The 17096-nt window shown below is 45.7% G+C and carries 14 protein-coding genes; 12 read left to right on the top strand and 2 right to left on the bottom strand.

Annotated elements, in window-relative coordinates; all coding sequences use genetic code 11:
* Positions 1-228 precede the first annotated feature (228 nt).
* Entirely contained in the window at positions 229-3582 is a 3354-nt protein-coding gene (locus IEY13_RS21060; protein ID WP_188955926.1) for a vitamin B12-dependent ribonucleotide reductase, read from the top strand.
* A 97-nt stretch (positions 3583-3679) separates the two neighbouring features.
* Entirely contained in the window at positions 3680-4162 is a 483-nt protein-coding gene (locus IEY13_RS21055; RefSeq protein ID WP_188955924.1) for a YcxB family protein, read from the top strand.
* Between the two features lie 20 nt (positions 4163-4182).
* Here the strand turns inward: IEY13_RS21055 and IEY13_RS21050 are convergent, their stop codons facing one another.
* On the bottom strand, positions 4183-4611 hold the full coding sequence (locus tag IEY13_RS21050) for a GNAT family N-acetyltransferase (protein ID WP_188955922.1): 429 nt from the start codon (positions 4609-4611) through the stop codon (positions 4183-4185).
* A 96-nt stretch (positions 4612-4707) separates the two neighbouring features.
* Between IEY13_RS21050 and IEY13_RS21045 the strand changes: the two genes are divergently transcribed.
* The 10 genes from IEY13_RS21045 (at position 4708) to IEY13_RS21000 (ending at position 15989) form a co-directional block, all read left to right on the top strand.
* Positions 4708-5934, top strand: a complete 1227-nt coding sequence (locus tag IEY13_RS21045) for a sterol desaturase family protein (protein WP_188955920.1) — start codon at positions 4708-4710, stop codon at positions 5932-5934.
* A 175-nt stretch (positions 5935-6109) separates the two neighbouring features.
* Complete coding sequence (locus IEY13_RS21040) at positions 6110-6346, top strand: acyl carrier protein (protein WP_026751146.1); 237 nt, start codon at positions 6110-6112, stop codon at positions 6344-6346.
* A gap of 100 nt (positions 6347-6446) precedes the next feature.
* Positions 6447-7700 carry a beta-ketoacyl-ACP synthase II gene (fabF, locus tag IEY13_RS21035; RefSeq protein WP_188955918.1) on the top strand — a complete coding sequence of 418 codons (1254 nt, stop codon included), beginning with the start codon at positions 6447-6449 and terminating at the stop codon, positions 7698-7700.
* Positions 7701-7704: 4 nt separating this feature from the next.
* Positions 7705-8412, top strand: coding sequence for a ribonuclease III (gene rnc / locus IEY13_RS21030; RefSeq protein ID WP_188955916.1), 708 nt, complete (start codon positions 7705-7707; stop codon positions 8410-8412).
* A 139-nt stretch (positions 8413-8551) separates the two neighbouring features.
* Positions 8552-9769, top strand: coding sequence for an IscS subfamily cysteine desulfurase (locus IEY13_RS21025; protein WP_188955914.1), 1218 nt, complete (start codon positions 8552-8554; stop codon positions 9767-9769).
* 70 nt (positions 9770-9839) lie between these two features.
* Positions 9840-10190, top strand: a complete 351-nt coding sequence (locus IEY13_RS21020) for a HesB/IscA family protein (RefSeq protein WP_188955912.1) — start codon at positions 9840-9842, stop codon at positions 10188-10190.
* Positions 10191-10305: 115 nt separating this feature from the next.
* Positions 10306-11028: a gliding motility-associated ABC transporter permease subunit GldF gene (gene gldF, locus IEY13_RS21015; protein WP_188955910.1), complete on the top strand. Its 723-nt coding sequence runs from the start codon at positions 10306-10308 to the stop codon at positions 11026-11028.
* 2 nt (positions 11029-11030) lie between these two features.
* On the top strand, positions 11031-12800 hold the full coding sequence (gene gldG, locus IEY13_RS21010) for a gliding motility-associated ABC transporter substrate-binding protein GldG (protein WP_188955908.1): 1770 nt from the start codon (positions 11031-11033) through the stop codon (positions 12798-12800).
* Between the two features lie 14 nt (positions 12801-12814).
* Positions 12815-15280 (top strand): bifunctional UDP-N-acetylmuramoyl-tripeptide:D-alanyl-D-alanine ligase/alanine racemase, encoded by a 2466-nt coding sequence (locus tag IEY13_RS21005; protein WP_188955907.1) that lies wholly within the window; start codon positions 12815-12817, stop codon positions 15278-15280.
* Between the two features lie 22 nt (positions 15281-15302).
* A complete protein-coding gene (locus IEY13_RS21000) occupies positions 15303-15989 on the top strand; it encodes a lipoprotein signal peptidase (protein ID WP_188955905.1) in 687 nt (228 codons plus the stop codon).
* Positions 15990-16007: 18 nt separating this feature from the next.
* Here IEY13_RS21000 and IEY13_RS20995 read toward each other — a convergent pair whose 3' ends face one another.
* A complete protein-coding gene (locus IEY13_RS20995; protein ID WP_188955904.1) occupies positions 16008-16904 on the bottom strand; it encodes a hypothetical protein in 897 nt (298 codons plus the stop codon).
* Between the last annotated feature and the right edge of the window lie 192 nt (positions 16905-17096).

Below are 17096 nucleotides of genomic sequence, written 5' to 3'. Positions count from 1 at the left end.
AAAGCACTGTTTTCGTGTTTAATATACGGTAAAAACCAGCGGGGGGAATGCAAAAATAAGTCAAATGTGGTGCCGTTTTACACAATAAACGACGGGCGGGCTTATTCACATGCTGTTAATATCTGTAGCCGTGGAAAACCGGTGGAGAAAGTTAAATTCGTATTCCCCGCCCCGGACTCTGGAAAAACAGCAAACTAATCCGATTTCTAACCTTACAAAGTGGAGACTATGGCAAAACAGCAGGCGCAGAAAGGCCTTTCTTTCACCAGGCGCTTTACCCGCAACGGCGTTAGTCCGTTTGATTTATTCGATTATGATTACCGTACCAGTGTTATCCGTAACCCCAGTGGTGAAATAGTGTTTGAAATGACCAATGTGGAGGTGCCGAAGCAGTGGAGCCAGATTGCTACGGATATACTGGCGCAGAAATATTTTAGAAAGGCGGGGGTGCCGCAGCCGGATGGCACCATGGGGCGGGAAACCAGCGTAAAGCAAGTGGCACACCGTATGGCCAACTGCTGGAAGGTATGGGGCGAGCGCTATGGGTATTTTGCTACTGCTGCCGATGCACAGGTGTTTTACGACGAACTGGTATATAGTATATTAAACCAGGCCTGTGTGCCCAATAGTCCGCAGTGGTTTAACACCGGACTGCATGAAAGCTACGGTATTACCGGAAAGCCACAGGGCCATTACTATGTAGACCCTGCCGATGGCGAACTAAAAAAGTCTTCCAATGCATATGAGCGGCCTCAACCGCATGCCTGCTTTATATTATCTGTTAACGATGATCTGGTTAACGAAGGCGGTATTATGGATTTGTGGGTGCGGGAGGCGCGCATATTTAAATATGGTTCCGGGGTGGGTACCAACTACTCGGCCATTCGCGGATCGGGTGAAAAATTGAGCGGTGGTGGCACATCCTCGGGGCTGATGTCGTTTTTAAAAATAGGCGACCGGGCTGCGGGGGCTATTAAAAGTGGTGGTACTACCCGCCGGGCGGCTAAAATGGTTTGTCTGGATCTGGACCACCCCGAAATACTGGAATTTATTAACTGGAAAGTAGAGGAAGAGAAAAAAGTGGCGGCCCTGGTAGCTGCTGGTTATGATAATAGTTATGAAGGGGAGGCTTACCTTACCGTAGCCGGCCAGAATTCAAATAATTCTATCCGTATTCCCAATTCGTTTTTTCAGGTGCTGGAAGAGGATGGTGACTGGGAATTGAAAGCGCGTATGGATGGGCGGGTAATGAAAAAGGTGCCGGCCCGCGAAGTATGGAACCAGATTTCCTATGCCGCGTGGCGTTGTGCCGACCCCGGTACGCAATATGATACCACTATTAATGAATGGCACACCTGCCCGCAGGGAGGACGTATTAACGCTTCTAACCCCTGTTCGGAATATATGTTTCTGGACAATACGGCTTGTAATCTGGCATCGGCCAATCTGATTAAGTTTTTTGATACGGAGAAAAGCCTGTTTGATGTAGAGGGCTTTGAATACACCTGCCGGTTGTGGACAGTGGTATTGGAAATATCGGTACTGATGGCGCAGTTTCCTTCCAGGGAAGTGGCACAGTTATCTTACGACTACCGTACCCTGGGGTTGGGTTTTGCCAACCTGGGCACGGTGCTTATGGTAAGCGGTATACCTTACGACAGCGAAGCTGCGCGAGGTATAGCAGGTGCTGTTTCGGCTATTATGACGGGTGTAGCCTACAAAACCTCCGCTGAAATGGCGGGCATACTGGGCGCCTTTGCTAAGTATGAAGAGAATAAAACCGATATGCTGCGTGTAATGCGCAACCACCGGGCGGCTGCTTATGATGCGGTGGATGCCTATGAAGGTTTGAGTGTAAAGCCGGTGGGTATACAAGCAACGCATTGCCCTGACTACCTATTGAAAGCAGCTACCCGTGCCTGGGATGATGCCGTGCGTTTGGGAGAGCAATACGGTTACCGTAATGCGCAAACTACTGTAATAGCACCTACGGGCACTATTGGACTGGTAATGGATTGTGATACCACTGGTGTAGAGCCGGATTTTGCTCTGGTGAAGTTTAAGAAGCTATCGGGTGGCGGATACTTTAAAATTATAAATCAGTCTGTACCTGTTGCACTGAAACATTTAGGCTACAGCGACCGGGAAACGGATGCGATTGTAAAATACGCCGTTGGCGCTGCCAGCTTTGAAGGCGCGCCATTTATTAACCCGCAAACGCTGAGTGAGAAGGGGCTGATTGCAGAAGAGATAAAGAAACTGAATGAGGCTGCTAAAGCCGCGTTCGAAATAGGATTTATTTTTAACCGCTTTACATTGGGTGAAGCATGCCTGGAAAGACTGGGCTTTACTGCCAGCCAGTATAACGACTGGAATTTTGACTTGCTGGATGCGTTGGGCTTTACAGAAGAGCAGATTGATGCTGCCAATGATTATGTATGCGGTACTATGACGGTAGAAGGTGCTCCGTATCTGAAACCCGAGCATCTGGCGGTGTTTGATTGCGCCAATAAGTGTGGTAAAAAAGGAGAGCGGTATATTCATGCGCATGGCCATATACGGATGATGGCTGCCTGCCAGCCGTTTTTAAGTGGTGCTATTTCTAAAACCATTAACCTGCCCCATGAAGCATCGGTAGAAGAGATAGCCGATTGTTATATGCTAAGCTGGAAGCTGGGTTTAAAAGCCAACGCATTGTACCGTGATGGTTCTAAGCTGTCGCAACCATTAAGCAACAAGAGCGATAAAAAGAAAAAAGATGCTGTGGAAGAGACGGCGCAGGAAGCGCCACAGCCTGCCGCTGAAATAGCGCAGATTGTGGATCTGGGCAAATTAACCATAGAGGAATTACTGGAAGAAGTGCAGAAAAGAGTACAGGAATCGCCCGATACCCGCTTAAAACGCGAGTTGGCCAGTATAGTAGAGAGAAGAACGCTGCCTGTTAAACGCAGAGGCTTTACACAAAAAGCCAAAGTAGGGGGGCAGGCTATTTTTCTGCATACCGGAGAATACAATGATGGCACACTGGGGGAAATTTTTATAGACCTGGCAAAAGAAGGCTCTACGCTGCGTAGCCTGATGAACTGTTTTGCTATTGCTATTTCGGTGGGGCTACAGTATGGAGTGCCGCTGGAGGAGTTTGTAGAGAAGTTTGTGTTTACCCGTTTTGAACCATCGGGCATGGTAGACCATCCGAATATTAAAACCACTACCTCGCTGGTTGACTTTGTATTCCGTGCGCTGGCGTATGAATACCTGGGCCGTACCGATCTGGTACATGTGCTGGACAGGCCAGAGGTGATGAATATACCACATGACGATATACCGGAGGAAGCGGAGAAACCTGAACTGAGTAGCATAAGGGTGGTAGCGCCAGCTGGCTCACCCAATGTTACTCCTGCCGCCACGCCCCATAAAATGCAGAAAGCGGTAAAAGCAGGGGGGGGACTGGATGCGGTAAATGCGGCGGCAAAGAGTATGCAGAGCGATGCACCGGCATGTAATACCTGTGGGCATATTACCGTGCGCAGTGGTACTTGTTACAAGTGCCTGAATTGTGGGAATAGCATGGGATGCAGTTAAATACTAACGAATTATGCATATAACCTGTAGAGGTTGCTGTAAAAGGCAACCTCTTTTTTATAAAATAGAGTTACTTTTACGGCCTTGACCGGAGAATATGCAATTCAATTTCAGCTACGATAAAAAGAAAGTGATACAGGGGTTACGTTACCATTTTATGTCGCGTCCGGAAATACGGATTATGGTGATATTGGTAAATGTGTTTGCTATTATTGCCGCCGTGCTGTTTTACAGTAAAAAGATACGCCCGGAACCGTTTTTACTGGGCAGCTGTATCTGGCTTTTTATGATGCTTTCGTTCTGGTATATACTGCCTACCACTATTTATAAGCGCAATGCTACTTTTAAAGACCGGTTTACTATCTTTTTTCTGGAAGATAAGGTAAGACTGGAAAGTACGCAGGGGTATGTGGACTGGAACTGGCAGAACTTCTCAGGCTTTTTCGAAAGTCCACATTTCTTTCATCTGTATTTTTCTACCAAGCTGTTTTTTCTGGTTCCCAAAGACAATATGGGTACGGAGTTTACGCACGAACTGCGGGGTATGTTAAACAAGCGTATTACTGCCATGAAAAAGTAGTAATACGCCTGATAAAGTACTTACAAAGCTTTTTCCATAATAAAATGGGGGATGGTTACTTCCACAAATTCCTCCCCCGAAATATGGTAGCCCAACTTTTCATAAAAACCTGCTGCTGTTTTGCGGGCGTGCATGGAAAGTGTTTTAAACCCTCTGTCGCGCGCTATGTTCTCTGCAAATTGCATGAGTACCCTACCCAGGCCTTTGCCCTGCAGGCCTGATAATACTGCCATTTGTCTTAAGCGAACCACTTTGTTGCCACTGTCTGTAAGCATGCAGCAACCTTCCATTTTGTCATCATCGAAACAGCCGATCAGGATATCATTCTTCTCCTTTTCCAATTCTTCCGGTGAAAATTCCAGGCCAAGGGGTTTACGCAGAATCATGTAGCGCAGATTAATCATTTGCTGGTACTCTTTCGTGCCGTGATCGATTATTCTGATAGCCATAGTAATTATGCTGTTAAATTTTCAAGTTAAGCATCATTTTCGGGATTCTGCTTTATAATTTTTACTCTACATTTACGGTAGACTAAAGCAATCAATATGGGAATGAATCTTATCGGGCTTGCTGTTCCGTTTTTTCTTTTTTTTATAGGGCTGGAGTATTGGCACTGCCGCCGGACGGGTAAAAACTATTTTCAGTTTGCAGAAAGCATTGCAAATCTGAACGTAGGTATAGCAGAAAGACTGACAGATGTGTTTACTACCGGGTTATTTTTTTACCTGTTTAAATACATTCATGATCATTATGCGCTTTTTTCTATCCGGCCACACTGGTATACCTGGATTTTGCTGTTTTTACTTACCGATCTGGTTTGGTACTGGTACCACCGGCTGGCGCATGAAATAAATGTATTCTGGGCGGTGCATGTGGTACACCACCAGAGTGAGGATTTTAATTTTACGGTGGCTGCCCGTATTACCATTTTTCAGGCGGTGGTGCGCAGTTTGTTCTGGGCGGTATTGCCTTTTATAGGGTTTCCGCCGGAAATGATTACCCTGTTTTTACTTATTCATGGTCTGTATCCTTTTTTCACCCATACCCAAACCATTGGAAAGCTGGGTTGGATAGAATATATATTTGTAACCCCCTCTCACCACCGCGTACACCATTCCTCTAATGAGGAGTATCTGGATAAAAATTACGGGGATGTATTAATTATATGGGATAAACTGTTTGGCACTTTTGTAAAAGAAGGCGATGCGCCTATCAGCTACGGGCTTACCAAACCGCTGGGCCATCACAGCTTTTTATGGCAGCATTTTCATTTTATACTGGAAATAGGGTATGCTTTTATAAAGGCACGCACCTTAAAGCAACGCTGGAAAGTGATTTTTGGCAGGCCGGACGACCTGGACCCAGCCAACCGGGATAAACTGGAAAAGCTGCTGCTAACCCAATCGCCCCCCAGCCTGAAGAATAATAAAGCGCAGCGCAGGTATATTATTATACAAACCAGTGTAACCCTGGTGCTGTTATTTGCCATTTGTTTACTGGAAAAATACCTGCCTGCCTCGCAACTGGTAGTATTATCTGCCTTTATTATTATCTCCTTAATAAATACAGGTGCTATTCTGGAACAGAAAAAATGGGTGTTTTACCTGGAATATGCCCGGCTGATGATTGTACTGGCAGGCATAGGTTGCCTGGTGCCCGAAACTACCACACTATTTATATTACTGTTACTGGCTACCATACCGGCCTGTTTTTTCAGAACGATGCAGTTTCATTATCACCGGTATTTGTTTGATATTGGTGATGAGCAGTGAAAATAAGTGTACCAGTACCCTTGTTTAAAGGACTTACGGGATAAGTAGATATGGAAAAAAATGCACAGATTGCAACAGAAAGCAGGCATTTATAAACAGCAAAAACAAAAGTGGCTTAAAAGCTTGCTTATTTGTCAAAAATTATATTTTTGCGCCTGTAACAAAACTTTTCAAAATGTCAGACATTGCAACAAGAGTTAAGAAGATCATTGTTGACAAATTAGGAGTAGATGAAGCGGAAGTAACCAACGAGGCTTCTTTCACCAACGATCTGGGTGCCGATTCATTAGACACCGTAGAGCTGATTATGGAGTTCGAAAAAGAATTCAACATCTCTATCCCTGACGAGCAAGCCGAAACTATTACCACTGTTGGTCAGGCAGTGGCATATCTGGAAGAGCATGCCAAGTAACGGTACAGCCGTTCTTTGCGATATTATTTGATCCGCCTGACGGAGGCAATTTTTGCGGCCGGAGGCGGATTTATCACTTTCAAACCTGGGCATAAACCTTATGCAATTAAAAAGAGTAGTAGTAACCGGTCTTGGAGCTTTAACACCTATTGGTAATAATCTGGAAGAGTATTGGAATGGATTGATCAATGGTAAATCCGGCGCCGATTATATCAAAGCATTTGATTGCAGCAAGTTTAAAACAAGATTTGCCTGCGAACTGAAGGACTTTGAGCCTACTAGTTTCCTGGATAAGAAGGAAGCGCGCAAGATTGATCGTTTTGCGCAAACAGCCCTTGTTGTAAGTGATGAAGCAGTAAAGAACGCTGGTATTGATAAGGATACCATGAACGCTGACCGTATTGGAGTAATTTTCTCCAGCGGTATCGGTGGCCTTATTACGTTTCAAAATGAAGTGATGGACTTTGCCAAAGGAGACGGAACTCCGCGGTACAACCCTTTCTTTATTCCTAAAATGATTCTGGATATTGCAGCTGGACAGATTTCCATGAGACATGGATTCCGTGGTCCTAACTACGCTGTGGTATCTGCCTGTGCATCTTCTACCCATGCATTAATGGATGCTTTTAACCTGATTCGCTTAGGAAAAGCCGATATTATTCTGGCCGGTGGCAGTGAAAGTGTGGTGAGCGAAGCAGGGGTGGGCGGTTTTAACGCAATGAAAGCTTTAAGCGAGCGTAATGATGATCCTCAAACTGCTTCACGCCCCTTTGACAAAGACCGCGACGGTTTTGTAATGGGTGAAGGCGCTGGTATTGTGGTGCTGGAAGAACTGGAGCATGCGCTTGCCCGTGGCGCTCATATTTATTGTGAGATGGCTGGTGCAGGTGCTACTGCAGATGCGCACCATATTACGGCTCCGCATCCGGAAGGATTAGGTGCCAAAAATGTAATGCTGGCAACGCTGGATGATGCAGGCATGAAGGCTTCTGATATTGACTACATTAACGTACACGGTACATCCACCCCGCTGGGCGATCTGGCGGAGGTAAAAGCCATTCAGAGTGTATTTGGTGAGCATGCTTACAAAATGAACATCAGTTCTACCAAATCCATGACCGGACACCTGCTGGGTGCAGCCGGGGTTATTGAGGCTATTGCCTGTGTAATGAGTGTGGTACATGATATTGTTCCACCTACTATTAACCACTTCACAGACGATCCTGATCTGGATCCCAACCTGAATCTTACTTTCTGGAAAGCGCAGAAACGTACTGTTAATGCTGCTTTAAGCAACACTTTTGGATTTGGCGGGCACAATGCTTCGCTGATAGTGAAAAAATATGTAGCTTGAGTCTGTGCAATTTATTAACAGATTTTTTAGAAAGAAGGACAAGCAATCGTTCGAAGGACAGCTAACGAATGTACTGGGTGTTAAGCCGGGAAACATAGATTTATACCGTACAGCACTCAGTCACCGGTCTGTTAAAGAAGGGCCGGAAGAAAACAACGAACGGCTTGAATACCTGGGTGATGCTGTTTTAAGCACCATTATAGCAGATTATTTGTTTAAGCGTTACCCTTACCGGGGAGAAGGCTTTTTAACCGAGATGCGTAGCAAAATGGTTAACCGGCAGCAGCTGAATGATATTGCGCTGAAAATGGGGCTTAAAAAGCTTACTATTTACAACAAGTTTGATGGCTCTCTTAAATCCAGCCAGATATTTGGCAACACGCTGGAAGCAGTAGTGGGTGCTGTTTATCTGGACAAGGGATATAAACGCACGCACACATGGGTACTGCAGCGTATTGTGTTGCCGCACCTGTTTGTGGATGATCTGGAGCAGATTGATATTAACCTGAAGAACAAACTGATTGGCTGGGCCAGTAAGAACGGCAAAATACTGGAGTTTGATACCACCGATGAAAAGATGGAAAACGGCAGAAGGGTATTTACCATTGCTGCCGTGCTGGATGGCGAAGTGCTTTCTCAGGGCAAAGGCTTTAATAAAAAAGACGCCAGCCAGATAGCCGCACAGCTGGCCATTGAAAAGCTGGGTTTATAATAGCTTTCCCCTCTGTTTTCTGCCTGTTGAGCTATTTTTCTAATATGACACGTAGATTTTAACAATTCCGGGTGCTAACTTTAATACACCTGTTGCTGTATTTTTGTACATGTAAGCAGGAGATAAATTGAAGTGCGCTATGGTTAAACTACCTATTTATCTGGATAACAATGCGACCACCCCGGTGGACCCGCGTGTGTTAGAAGCGATGATGCCTTATTTCACGGAGCATTTTGGTAATGCGGCCAGTCGCCATCACCCGTTTGGATGGGAAGCGGAGGAAGGGGTAGAGTATGCCCGTACCCAGGTGGCCAAACTAATTGGCGCCGACCCCAAAGAAATTATTTTTACTTCCGGAGCTACAGAAGCAGATAACCTGGCTATTAAAGGGGTATTTGAAATGTATGCCAGCAAAGGCAACCACATTATTACCGTAAACACGGAGCATAAAGCGGTACTGGATACCTGTAAGCATATAGAAAAGCTGGGCGGCGAGGTTACTTATTTAACAGTAAACCACGAAGGCCTGATTGATTTGAGGGAGCTGGAAGCAGCTATTAAGCCTGAAACCATATTGATAGCCATCATGTACGCCAACAATGAAGTAGGCGTATTGCAACCTGTAAAAGAGATAAGTGCCATTGCCCACAGGCACGGGGTGCTGTTTTTTACAGATGCTACACAGGCGGCAGGCCGGGTACCGGTGGATGTGACGAAGGATGGAATGGATATTATGGCTTTCAGCGCCCATAAAATGTATGGCCCTAAAGGCGTAGGTGCGTTGTATGTACGCCGTAAAAATCCACGTGTAAAAATAACGGCGCAGATGGATGGCGGTGGTCATGAAAGAGGCATGCGCAGTGGTACCTTAAACGTACCCGGCATAGTAGGCATGGGGCAGGCCTGCGAAATATGCAGGTTGGATATGACAGAGGAGCTGAAACGTGTGAAGGCCCTGCGTGATAAACTGGAGAATGGTTTGCTGGAAATAGAAGAAACGTATTTTAACGGCTATAAGGAAGAGCGCCTGCCTGGCGTAAGCAATATTGCCTTCCGGTATGTAGAAGGGGATGCATTGATGATGGGTATTACCAAGTCTATTGCAGTATCTTCCGGGTCGGCCTGTACCTCTGCTTCTATAGAGCCGAGTTACGTGCTGAAGGCTTTAGGCCTGGGCGATGATCTGGCACATAGTTCGTTACGTTTTGGGGTAGGGCGTTTTACTACGGGGGAGGAGATTGATTATGCGATTGAACATATCCGGGAAACGGTAGCAAAGCTGCGGGAAGCAAGCCCGGTTTGGGAGATGTTTAAAGAGGGTGCGGAGATGAATTCCGTTGAATGGGCGCACCATTAATAATTATTATTATGACGGAGGCACAGGGTTTACATACGGTGCTAATGTCAGTTTATATAAATCAAATAGTATGACAGCAACTGAGAATGGTTTGTTTATAAGCGATAAAGCTAAAGTAAGGGTGGATAATCTGATGGCCGAAAAGGGGATTACCGATAACCCTGACTACTTTCTGCGTGTAGCAGTAGTGGGTGGCGGTTGCTCCGGGTTAAGCTATAAACTTGACTTTGATAATGTGCTGCAGCCTACTGACCAGCAGTTTATGGATAAGGGCATACGGGTTGTAACTGATTTGAAAAGCTATTTATACCTGGTAAATACCGAACTGGACTTTTCAGAAGGATTAAACGGTAAAGGCTTTTTCTTTAACAACCCCAATGCTACGCGCAGCTGCGCCTGTGGAGAAAGCTTTGCAGTATAAACTTTTAGCGTAATTATCTGAGGGGTGAGCCGGTAGGTTTCACCCCTTTTTTTCATTATAAATTTCCGGCTCCTTTCCGGTAATAACTCAACTAACCCTTAGCTTTGGAACACTTATGTGGATGATTTGCAAAAAAGAGTGGCAGCAATTTTTCAACAGCCTTACCGGCTATATTGCTATCGCCATCTTCCTGTTATTAAACGGGTTATTCCTGTTCGTTTTTCCGGATACCAGTCTGCTCGATTATGGCTACGCCTCTCTCAGCGGCTTTTTCTCTTACTGCCCCTGGATACTGTTGTTTCTGGTACCTACCATTACCATGCGTAGTATTGCGGATGAATACAAGGGCGGTACTTTTGAATTATTGAAAACCTGGCCGCTTTCTGCTTCTCAGATAGTGTGGGGTAAGTTTTTAGGTGCGGTAATTATTATGCTGGTGGCTTTACTGCCTACTGTTATATATGCCGTATCTATGCAGCAGCTGAGTGCTATAGGAGGTATTGACAAAGGCAGCACAGCCGGGAGTTACATAGGTTTGTTTTTACTGGGTGCGGTATTTTCTGCCATAGGCATTTGTACCAGCAGCTTTACCAATAATACTGTTGTAGCATTTGTTACCGGCGCGTTTCTTTGCTTTTTGCTGTATACCGGTTTTGAAGCGGTAAGCAAACTGCCGGTTTTTAAAAATGGCGCTGACTACTACATAGAAATGCTGGGTATTAACTTCCATTACAACAGCATCAGCAGAGGCGTTGTAGATACCCGGGATATTGTATACTTCGCAAGTGTTATTGTTCTGTTTCTCCTTATTACCCAAAGAAATATTATTAAGAGATAGTCATGCGCAACCTGATACGTCACAAACTGGGATGGGTGTTTATAGCGGCGGCGTTTATTGCGGTGATCAGCCTGTCTGCATGGATACATTACCGGATTGATCTTACTGCCGAAAAGCGTTTCAGCTTAAGCGGCTCTACCAAAACGCTGTTACAGCAACTGGATACACCGGTTACCGTAAAAGTATTTTTAACCGGCGACCTGCCTGCAGACTATCGTAAACTGAGCAGTGCGGTAAAAGACCTGCTGACAGAGTTTCGCGACCAGAGCGGCAACTATGTAAGGGTGAGCTTTGAACAACCAGGTGCAGATATGCCCGATACCGCCCGCTATCAGCTATATGATAGTCTGGCGCGGCTGGGTGTGGTGTTTGAAAGAAGTGAAACGGTTGCAGAAGGCGATGCAAAAGCTACCACACAGGTAATAATGCCTGCTGCGTTGGTATATTATAAAAACCGCAGACCGTATGCAATTGACTTACGCAGCAGCCGTAAGGTGTTTAAGACCTTTAATGTGGTAAATGATGTGCCGCAGGAAGATAAAGAAGCTACCCGCAACGCAGCCGAAGCGCTACTGGAATATAAGTTTGCAGATGCCATAGATAAGCTTACGCGAAAGTATATACCAACAGTAGCCTATGTAACTGGTAATGGTGAGCCGGAAAGTTATACCGTAAGCGATTTGGGCGAAAGCTTACGCAATGAATATCGCCTGGCGGTGCTGGATTTGAAGAAGATGTATCCCCGCGCAGATGAAGTGGATGCATTGGTGATTGTAAAACCTACCATTCCGTTTACAGAGGAAGACAAGCTGAAGCTGGACCAATACGTAATGCACGGCGGAAAGATTATCTGGTTTGTAGACAAGCTGTATGCTGAGATGGATAGCCTTATGCGTAACCAGGCCGGCTTTGTGGCCTATGACCGTGATCTGAAGCTGGATGATCTGTTGTTTAAATATGGGGTGCGTATTAATGATAACCTGCTACAGGATTTAAACTGCTCTAAAATACCATTGGTAATTGGTTATAACCCCGATAATAGTCCGCGTATACAGCGCCTTCCCTGGCCTTATTATCCGTTTTTATCTGCCGGAAATGATAACCCCATCTCACATAATCTGGATAGGGTATTGCCTATATTCCCCTCTGGTATAGATACGGTGCAGGCACCTGGTATACGTAAAACCATTCTGCTGGCTTCTGATACCAACAGCCGTGTACTGAGCGCTCCGGCAATGATAAGCCTGAAGAACGTGATGGAGGAAATGCAGGCAGGAATAGATCCCCGGCAGTTTTCGCGGAGCCACGTACCGGTGGCAGTACTGCTGGAAGGTAAATTCCGTTCGCTGTTTGCTAACAGGCTATTACAACATGTAAAAGACTCTGTAGAGCAGTCAGGTGGCCAGCCTTTTGCCGCTGAAAACGCAACACCTACCAAACAGATTGTAGTATCGGATGCTGATATTGTTACCAATGCGGTAAGTAATACAACAGGCCCTATGGCTATGGGTATGCTGCCGCTGGAGAACTACCGGTTTGCAAACAGAGAGTTCTTTTTGAATTGTGTGGATTATCTGGTAAGCAATAACGGCATTTTTGAAAGCCGTAATAAAGATGTTACCCTGCGCCTGCTGGATAAAACAAAGGTGGCTGAACAACGCACATTGTGGCAGGTGGTAAACATTGGCGTGCCGGTAGCGGCAGTGCTGTTGTTTGGGGGAATACTGCAGTGGCGGAGGAAAAGAAAGTATGCTGCCACCGTTCAACAATAACAGAACGAGAGGTTATGGAATACACTATTGAGCAGATTGCGGCGTTATGTGAAGGCCGGTTGGTGAAAGGAAGCACACCGGTTAGCCAGGTGCAGTATCTGGTTACTGACAGCAGACGTATTTCCTTTCCCAATACTTCGTTGTTTATTGCTTTGCGCACGCCCTTGCGGGATGCGCATGTGTATATAGAGGAAGTGTACCAGCGCGGTGTACGCCTTTTTCTGGTACAGCACCTTCCGGAGAATAATACTTATACAGATGCTGATTTTATAGTAGTACCGGATACGCTGGTTGCTTTTCAATTGCTGGCAGCCCGCCACCGGGAACAGTTTACTTATCCGGTAATTGGTATTACCGGCAGTAATGGAAAAACCATTGTAAAAGAGTGGTTGTACCAGCTACTGCAACATGATTACTCCATTGTCCGCAGCCCACGTAGCTATAACTCTCAGATAGGAGTGCCTTTAAGTATATGGCAAATGAACAGCCGTAATACACTGGGAATATTTGAAGCAGGTATATCGCAGCTTGGAGAGATGCCCGCTTTGCAGAAAATGATACGGCCTACCATAGGCCTGCTTACCAATATAGGTGAGGCGCATAGTGAAGGATTTACCAGCCTGGAAGAGAAACTACAGCAGAAATTATTATTGTTTTCCGGTGCAGACATGCTGTTTTGTAATATGGACGATGCACGCATTGAGCAGGCAGTAATGGATACCGGTGTTTCTTTATTCACTATAGGGCATGCAGCCGGTAACACTTTACAGATACTTTCCAGTATGCATGTGGCAGGTGCAACGCGTATAGCGGCGGTGTATCGTGAGGTGGAGCGAAGTATTGAAATTCCTTTTACCGATAGTGCCGCTGTGCAGAATGCCATTGCCTGCTGGGCGGTGATGCTGTATATGGGCGTAACTGATGTGGATATAGCCACGCGTATGAAAGTGTTACAGCCGGTAGATATGCGGTTGCAAATGGTGCAGGCTTTAAATGGCAGTGCGGTTATTAACGACAGTTATAGTTTTGATATTACTTCTTTTTCCATAGCTATAGAGTTTTTGCAGCAACAGCAGCAATATCATCAGAAAACGGTGATACTGTCTGACCTGCCTGCTTTTACGCCCGATGAAACATACAGTGTGGCGGCACATATACTGGCGCAGAAACAAGTGCACCGTATTATTACTATCGGCAGCAAGTGGCAGAGTTTATCGCGCCTGTTAACGGTTTTGCCGGCAAAGGTGGAGCAGTACGCAACTACCGATGCATTTCTGCAACAAACCACCGTACATCATTTCCGTAATGAAGTAATTCTATTGAAGGGCGCGCGGGTATTTGCATTTGAGCGCATTGCGGCCATGCTATCGCAACAGGTGCATCGCACGGTAATGGAAATTAACCTTTCTGCGCTGGCGCATAATCTGCGGCAATACCAGCAGCGTTTGCAACCGGGTACCCGGTTAATGGCTATGGTAAAAGCTTTCGGGTATGGAGCAGGTAGTGCTGAGGTGGCCAATGTAATGCAGTTTCATAAGGTAGATTACCTGGCGGTGGCCTATGCCGATGAAGGGGTGGATTTGAGAAAAGCAGGTATTGGGTTGCCGATACTGGTATTGAATGTAGATGAAGCGGCATTTGATGCCATTGTAGAATATAATCTGGAGCCGGAGTTGTTCTCCTTTCCCATACTACAGGCGTTTCTGCGCTTTCTGCAACACCAGGGTTTGCAACAGTATCCGGTGCATATTAAACTGGATACCGGCATGCACCGGCTGGGCTTTGAAGAGTCGGATATGCCTGCACTGGCAGCATTGCTGCAACAACAGCAGTTGCTGATGATAAAGTCAGTATTCAGTCACCTCGCTTCCAGCGAAGACCCGAACGACGATAGTTTTACGCATTTGCAGGCCCGGCGTTTTGAACGTTGCTGCGATGTGCTGAAAGATGCTTTACGGTATCCCTTTATCCGGCATTTATCTAACTCTGCTGCTATTTTCCGCCTGCCGGAGTTGCAGTACGATATGGTACGATTGGGAATAGGTTTATATGGGGTAGACAGTGCCAACGAGCACCAGTTAAGCCTGCAAACCGTAGGCACCCTTACCACTACTATTGCGCAACTGCGCCATGTAAAAGCGGGTGAAACGGTGAGCTACAACCGCCGTGGTAAAATAACCCGCGACTCGCGGATTGCCACTTTACGTATAGGTTATGCGGATGGCTACAGCCGCAAGCTGGGCTATGGCCGTGGTAAAGTATGGATAAAAGGCCAGCTGGTACCGGTAGTAGGCACGGTGTGTATGGATATGATGATGGTAGATGTAACAGACGTGCCAGACGTAACAGAGAACGACACGGTGGAAATATTTGGCCCGCACCTGCCGGTGCAGCAGGTGGCCGCCTGGAGTGAAACCATTGCCTACGAAATACTTACAGGAATAGGACAACGTATAAAACGTGTGTATTTTGAAGAGTGAACGAAACCATTATCTTTGAAAAATGAAAGGGAAACAATTAGCGCTGTTTATTATTTTGATTTTGGTTGCTGACCAGGCTCTGAAGCTTTATATTAAAACCAATTACTATATTGGAGAGGAGCATAACGTGCTTGGCGGCTGGTTCAGACTGCATTTTGTGGAGAATGAGGGCATGGCCTGGGGCTGGAAGTTTGGTGGTGGTCTGGGTAAAATCATCTTAACCCTTTTCCGTTTAGTGGCAGTAATTGTGGGTACGTTTTACCTGAGAAATATCATTCGCAAAGAGTACCACAAAGGTTTTATCATATGCGCTGGCCTGATTTACGCGGGTGCGCTGGGTAATCTGATTGACAGTATGTTCTACGGACTCATTTTTGAGAACAGCGATCCGTATGTACAAAATGTAGCTAAGATGTTTCCTGCCGGTGGTGGATATGCCAGCTTTTTACACGGTAAAGTAGTGGATATGTTGTACTTCCCTATTATCCGTAACGTAAACTACCCTACCTGGTTCCCTTTCTGGGGTGGTGAGCCGTTTGAGTTTTTCCGTCCGGTATTTAACCTGGCCGATGCGGCTATTTCTGCGGGGGTAATTGCTATCTTAATATGGCAGCAGAAGTTTTTCCCGCAGGCTAAACCTGATTCCACTAAAAAGGGCCCCGAAGAGGCCCCTGAAAATATTAAACGTTCTTCTGAGCCGGTGTTGTAAACACCGGCTTTTTTTTGCTTATTGTTCTGCTTTTACTTTAAATCTTCCACTGGTGATAGTGCTGGTTCCGTTGGCGGTGGTAAGCGCACTGCCCGAGAAAGTAGCGTCTACTACCTTTGTGGTGCTGTTGTAGTTATTAACCGTTATCTGTACTACCTGTGTAGGACTTGTATTCGGGCTGGCCTCATAGATATTGGTAAAGCCGGTTGGACTGCTGGCATCTGCTTTGGCAAAGTTAAACAGTGCAGAGGTGCTGGTGGAATACGTAGTAGCCGGAATTGCATTTGGATACGGCACCTGAATTACTATGTAAATACTGGTATCGGAATGGTTAGGAATGTAACCACGGAAACTGAAATAGTGTGTAGGTACGGTAGTAGTAGAATCATCGAAAAAGAAAGCAGAGCTGATGGTACCTGCATAACCACGGCTGGCATCGTTAAACTCCCATGCACTGTCTGAAGTGTTAGGGTTAGTAGCATTCTCGCCATCGTTTTCTGTAACACTGATTACAAAACTACATACGGTACTATCGAAGTTTACCACAAAGTCCGTTGGGATACTTAAGATAGGTGTACCAATAGCTTTCAGTTTTACGGTTTTGGTACCGATAACAGAGAAATAACCTGAGTCGGAAAAGCGGAAACCGTTCTGCTCATCAGTATAAATACGGTAGAAGCCTGGCTTGGTAACGTTTACGTTTAACAACACATAGTTGCTATCGGTTAATACCTTGGCGGTATCGTAAATACCATGAATTTCGGGAGGGAGACACATATCTGAGCTGTCTTTAATCAGCTCTCCTGTGGCAGGGGTGCCACCGCTACCGGTTTCCACACTGTACTCCTTGGAACACGATTGAATAACTACGAAAAAGGCCAGTGTAATAAGGCTTAGCAGTAATGACTTTCGCATAAGTTTATTGTATTTGCAATTTTACACATATCATTCCATTGTAAAAAGAGAGTTATTATAGCAAGAACGTTGCCTGATTATTTAAATTGTATAAAACGGTGTTGAAACGGCTGCTTTTTTAGGTGTACGAACTTCAATGCTGGCAAGGGTTTGAATGCAAAAAAGCCGCTTATATAGCGGCTTTTTTTATGT

Origin of the sequence: Filimonas zeae (assembly GCF_014641615.1) — a bacterium.
GTDB lineage: Bacteria > Bacteroidota > Bacteroidia > Chitinophagales > Chitinophagaceae > Filimonas > Filimonas zeae.
Note: the sequence above shows the minus strand (reverse complement) of the source record. Positions and strands in the feature narration are given on the sequence as shown.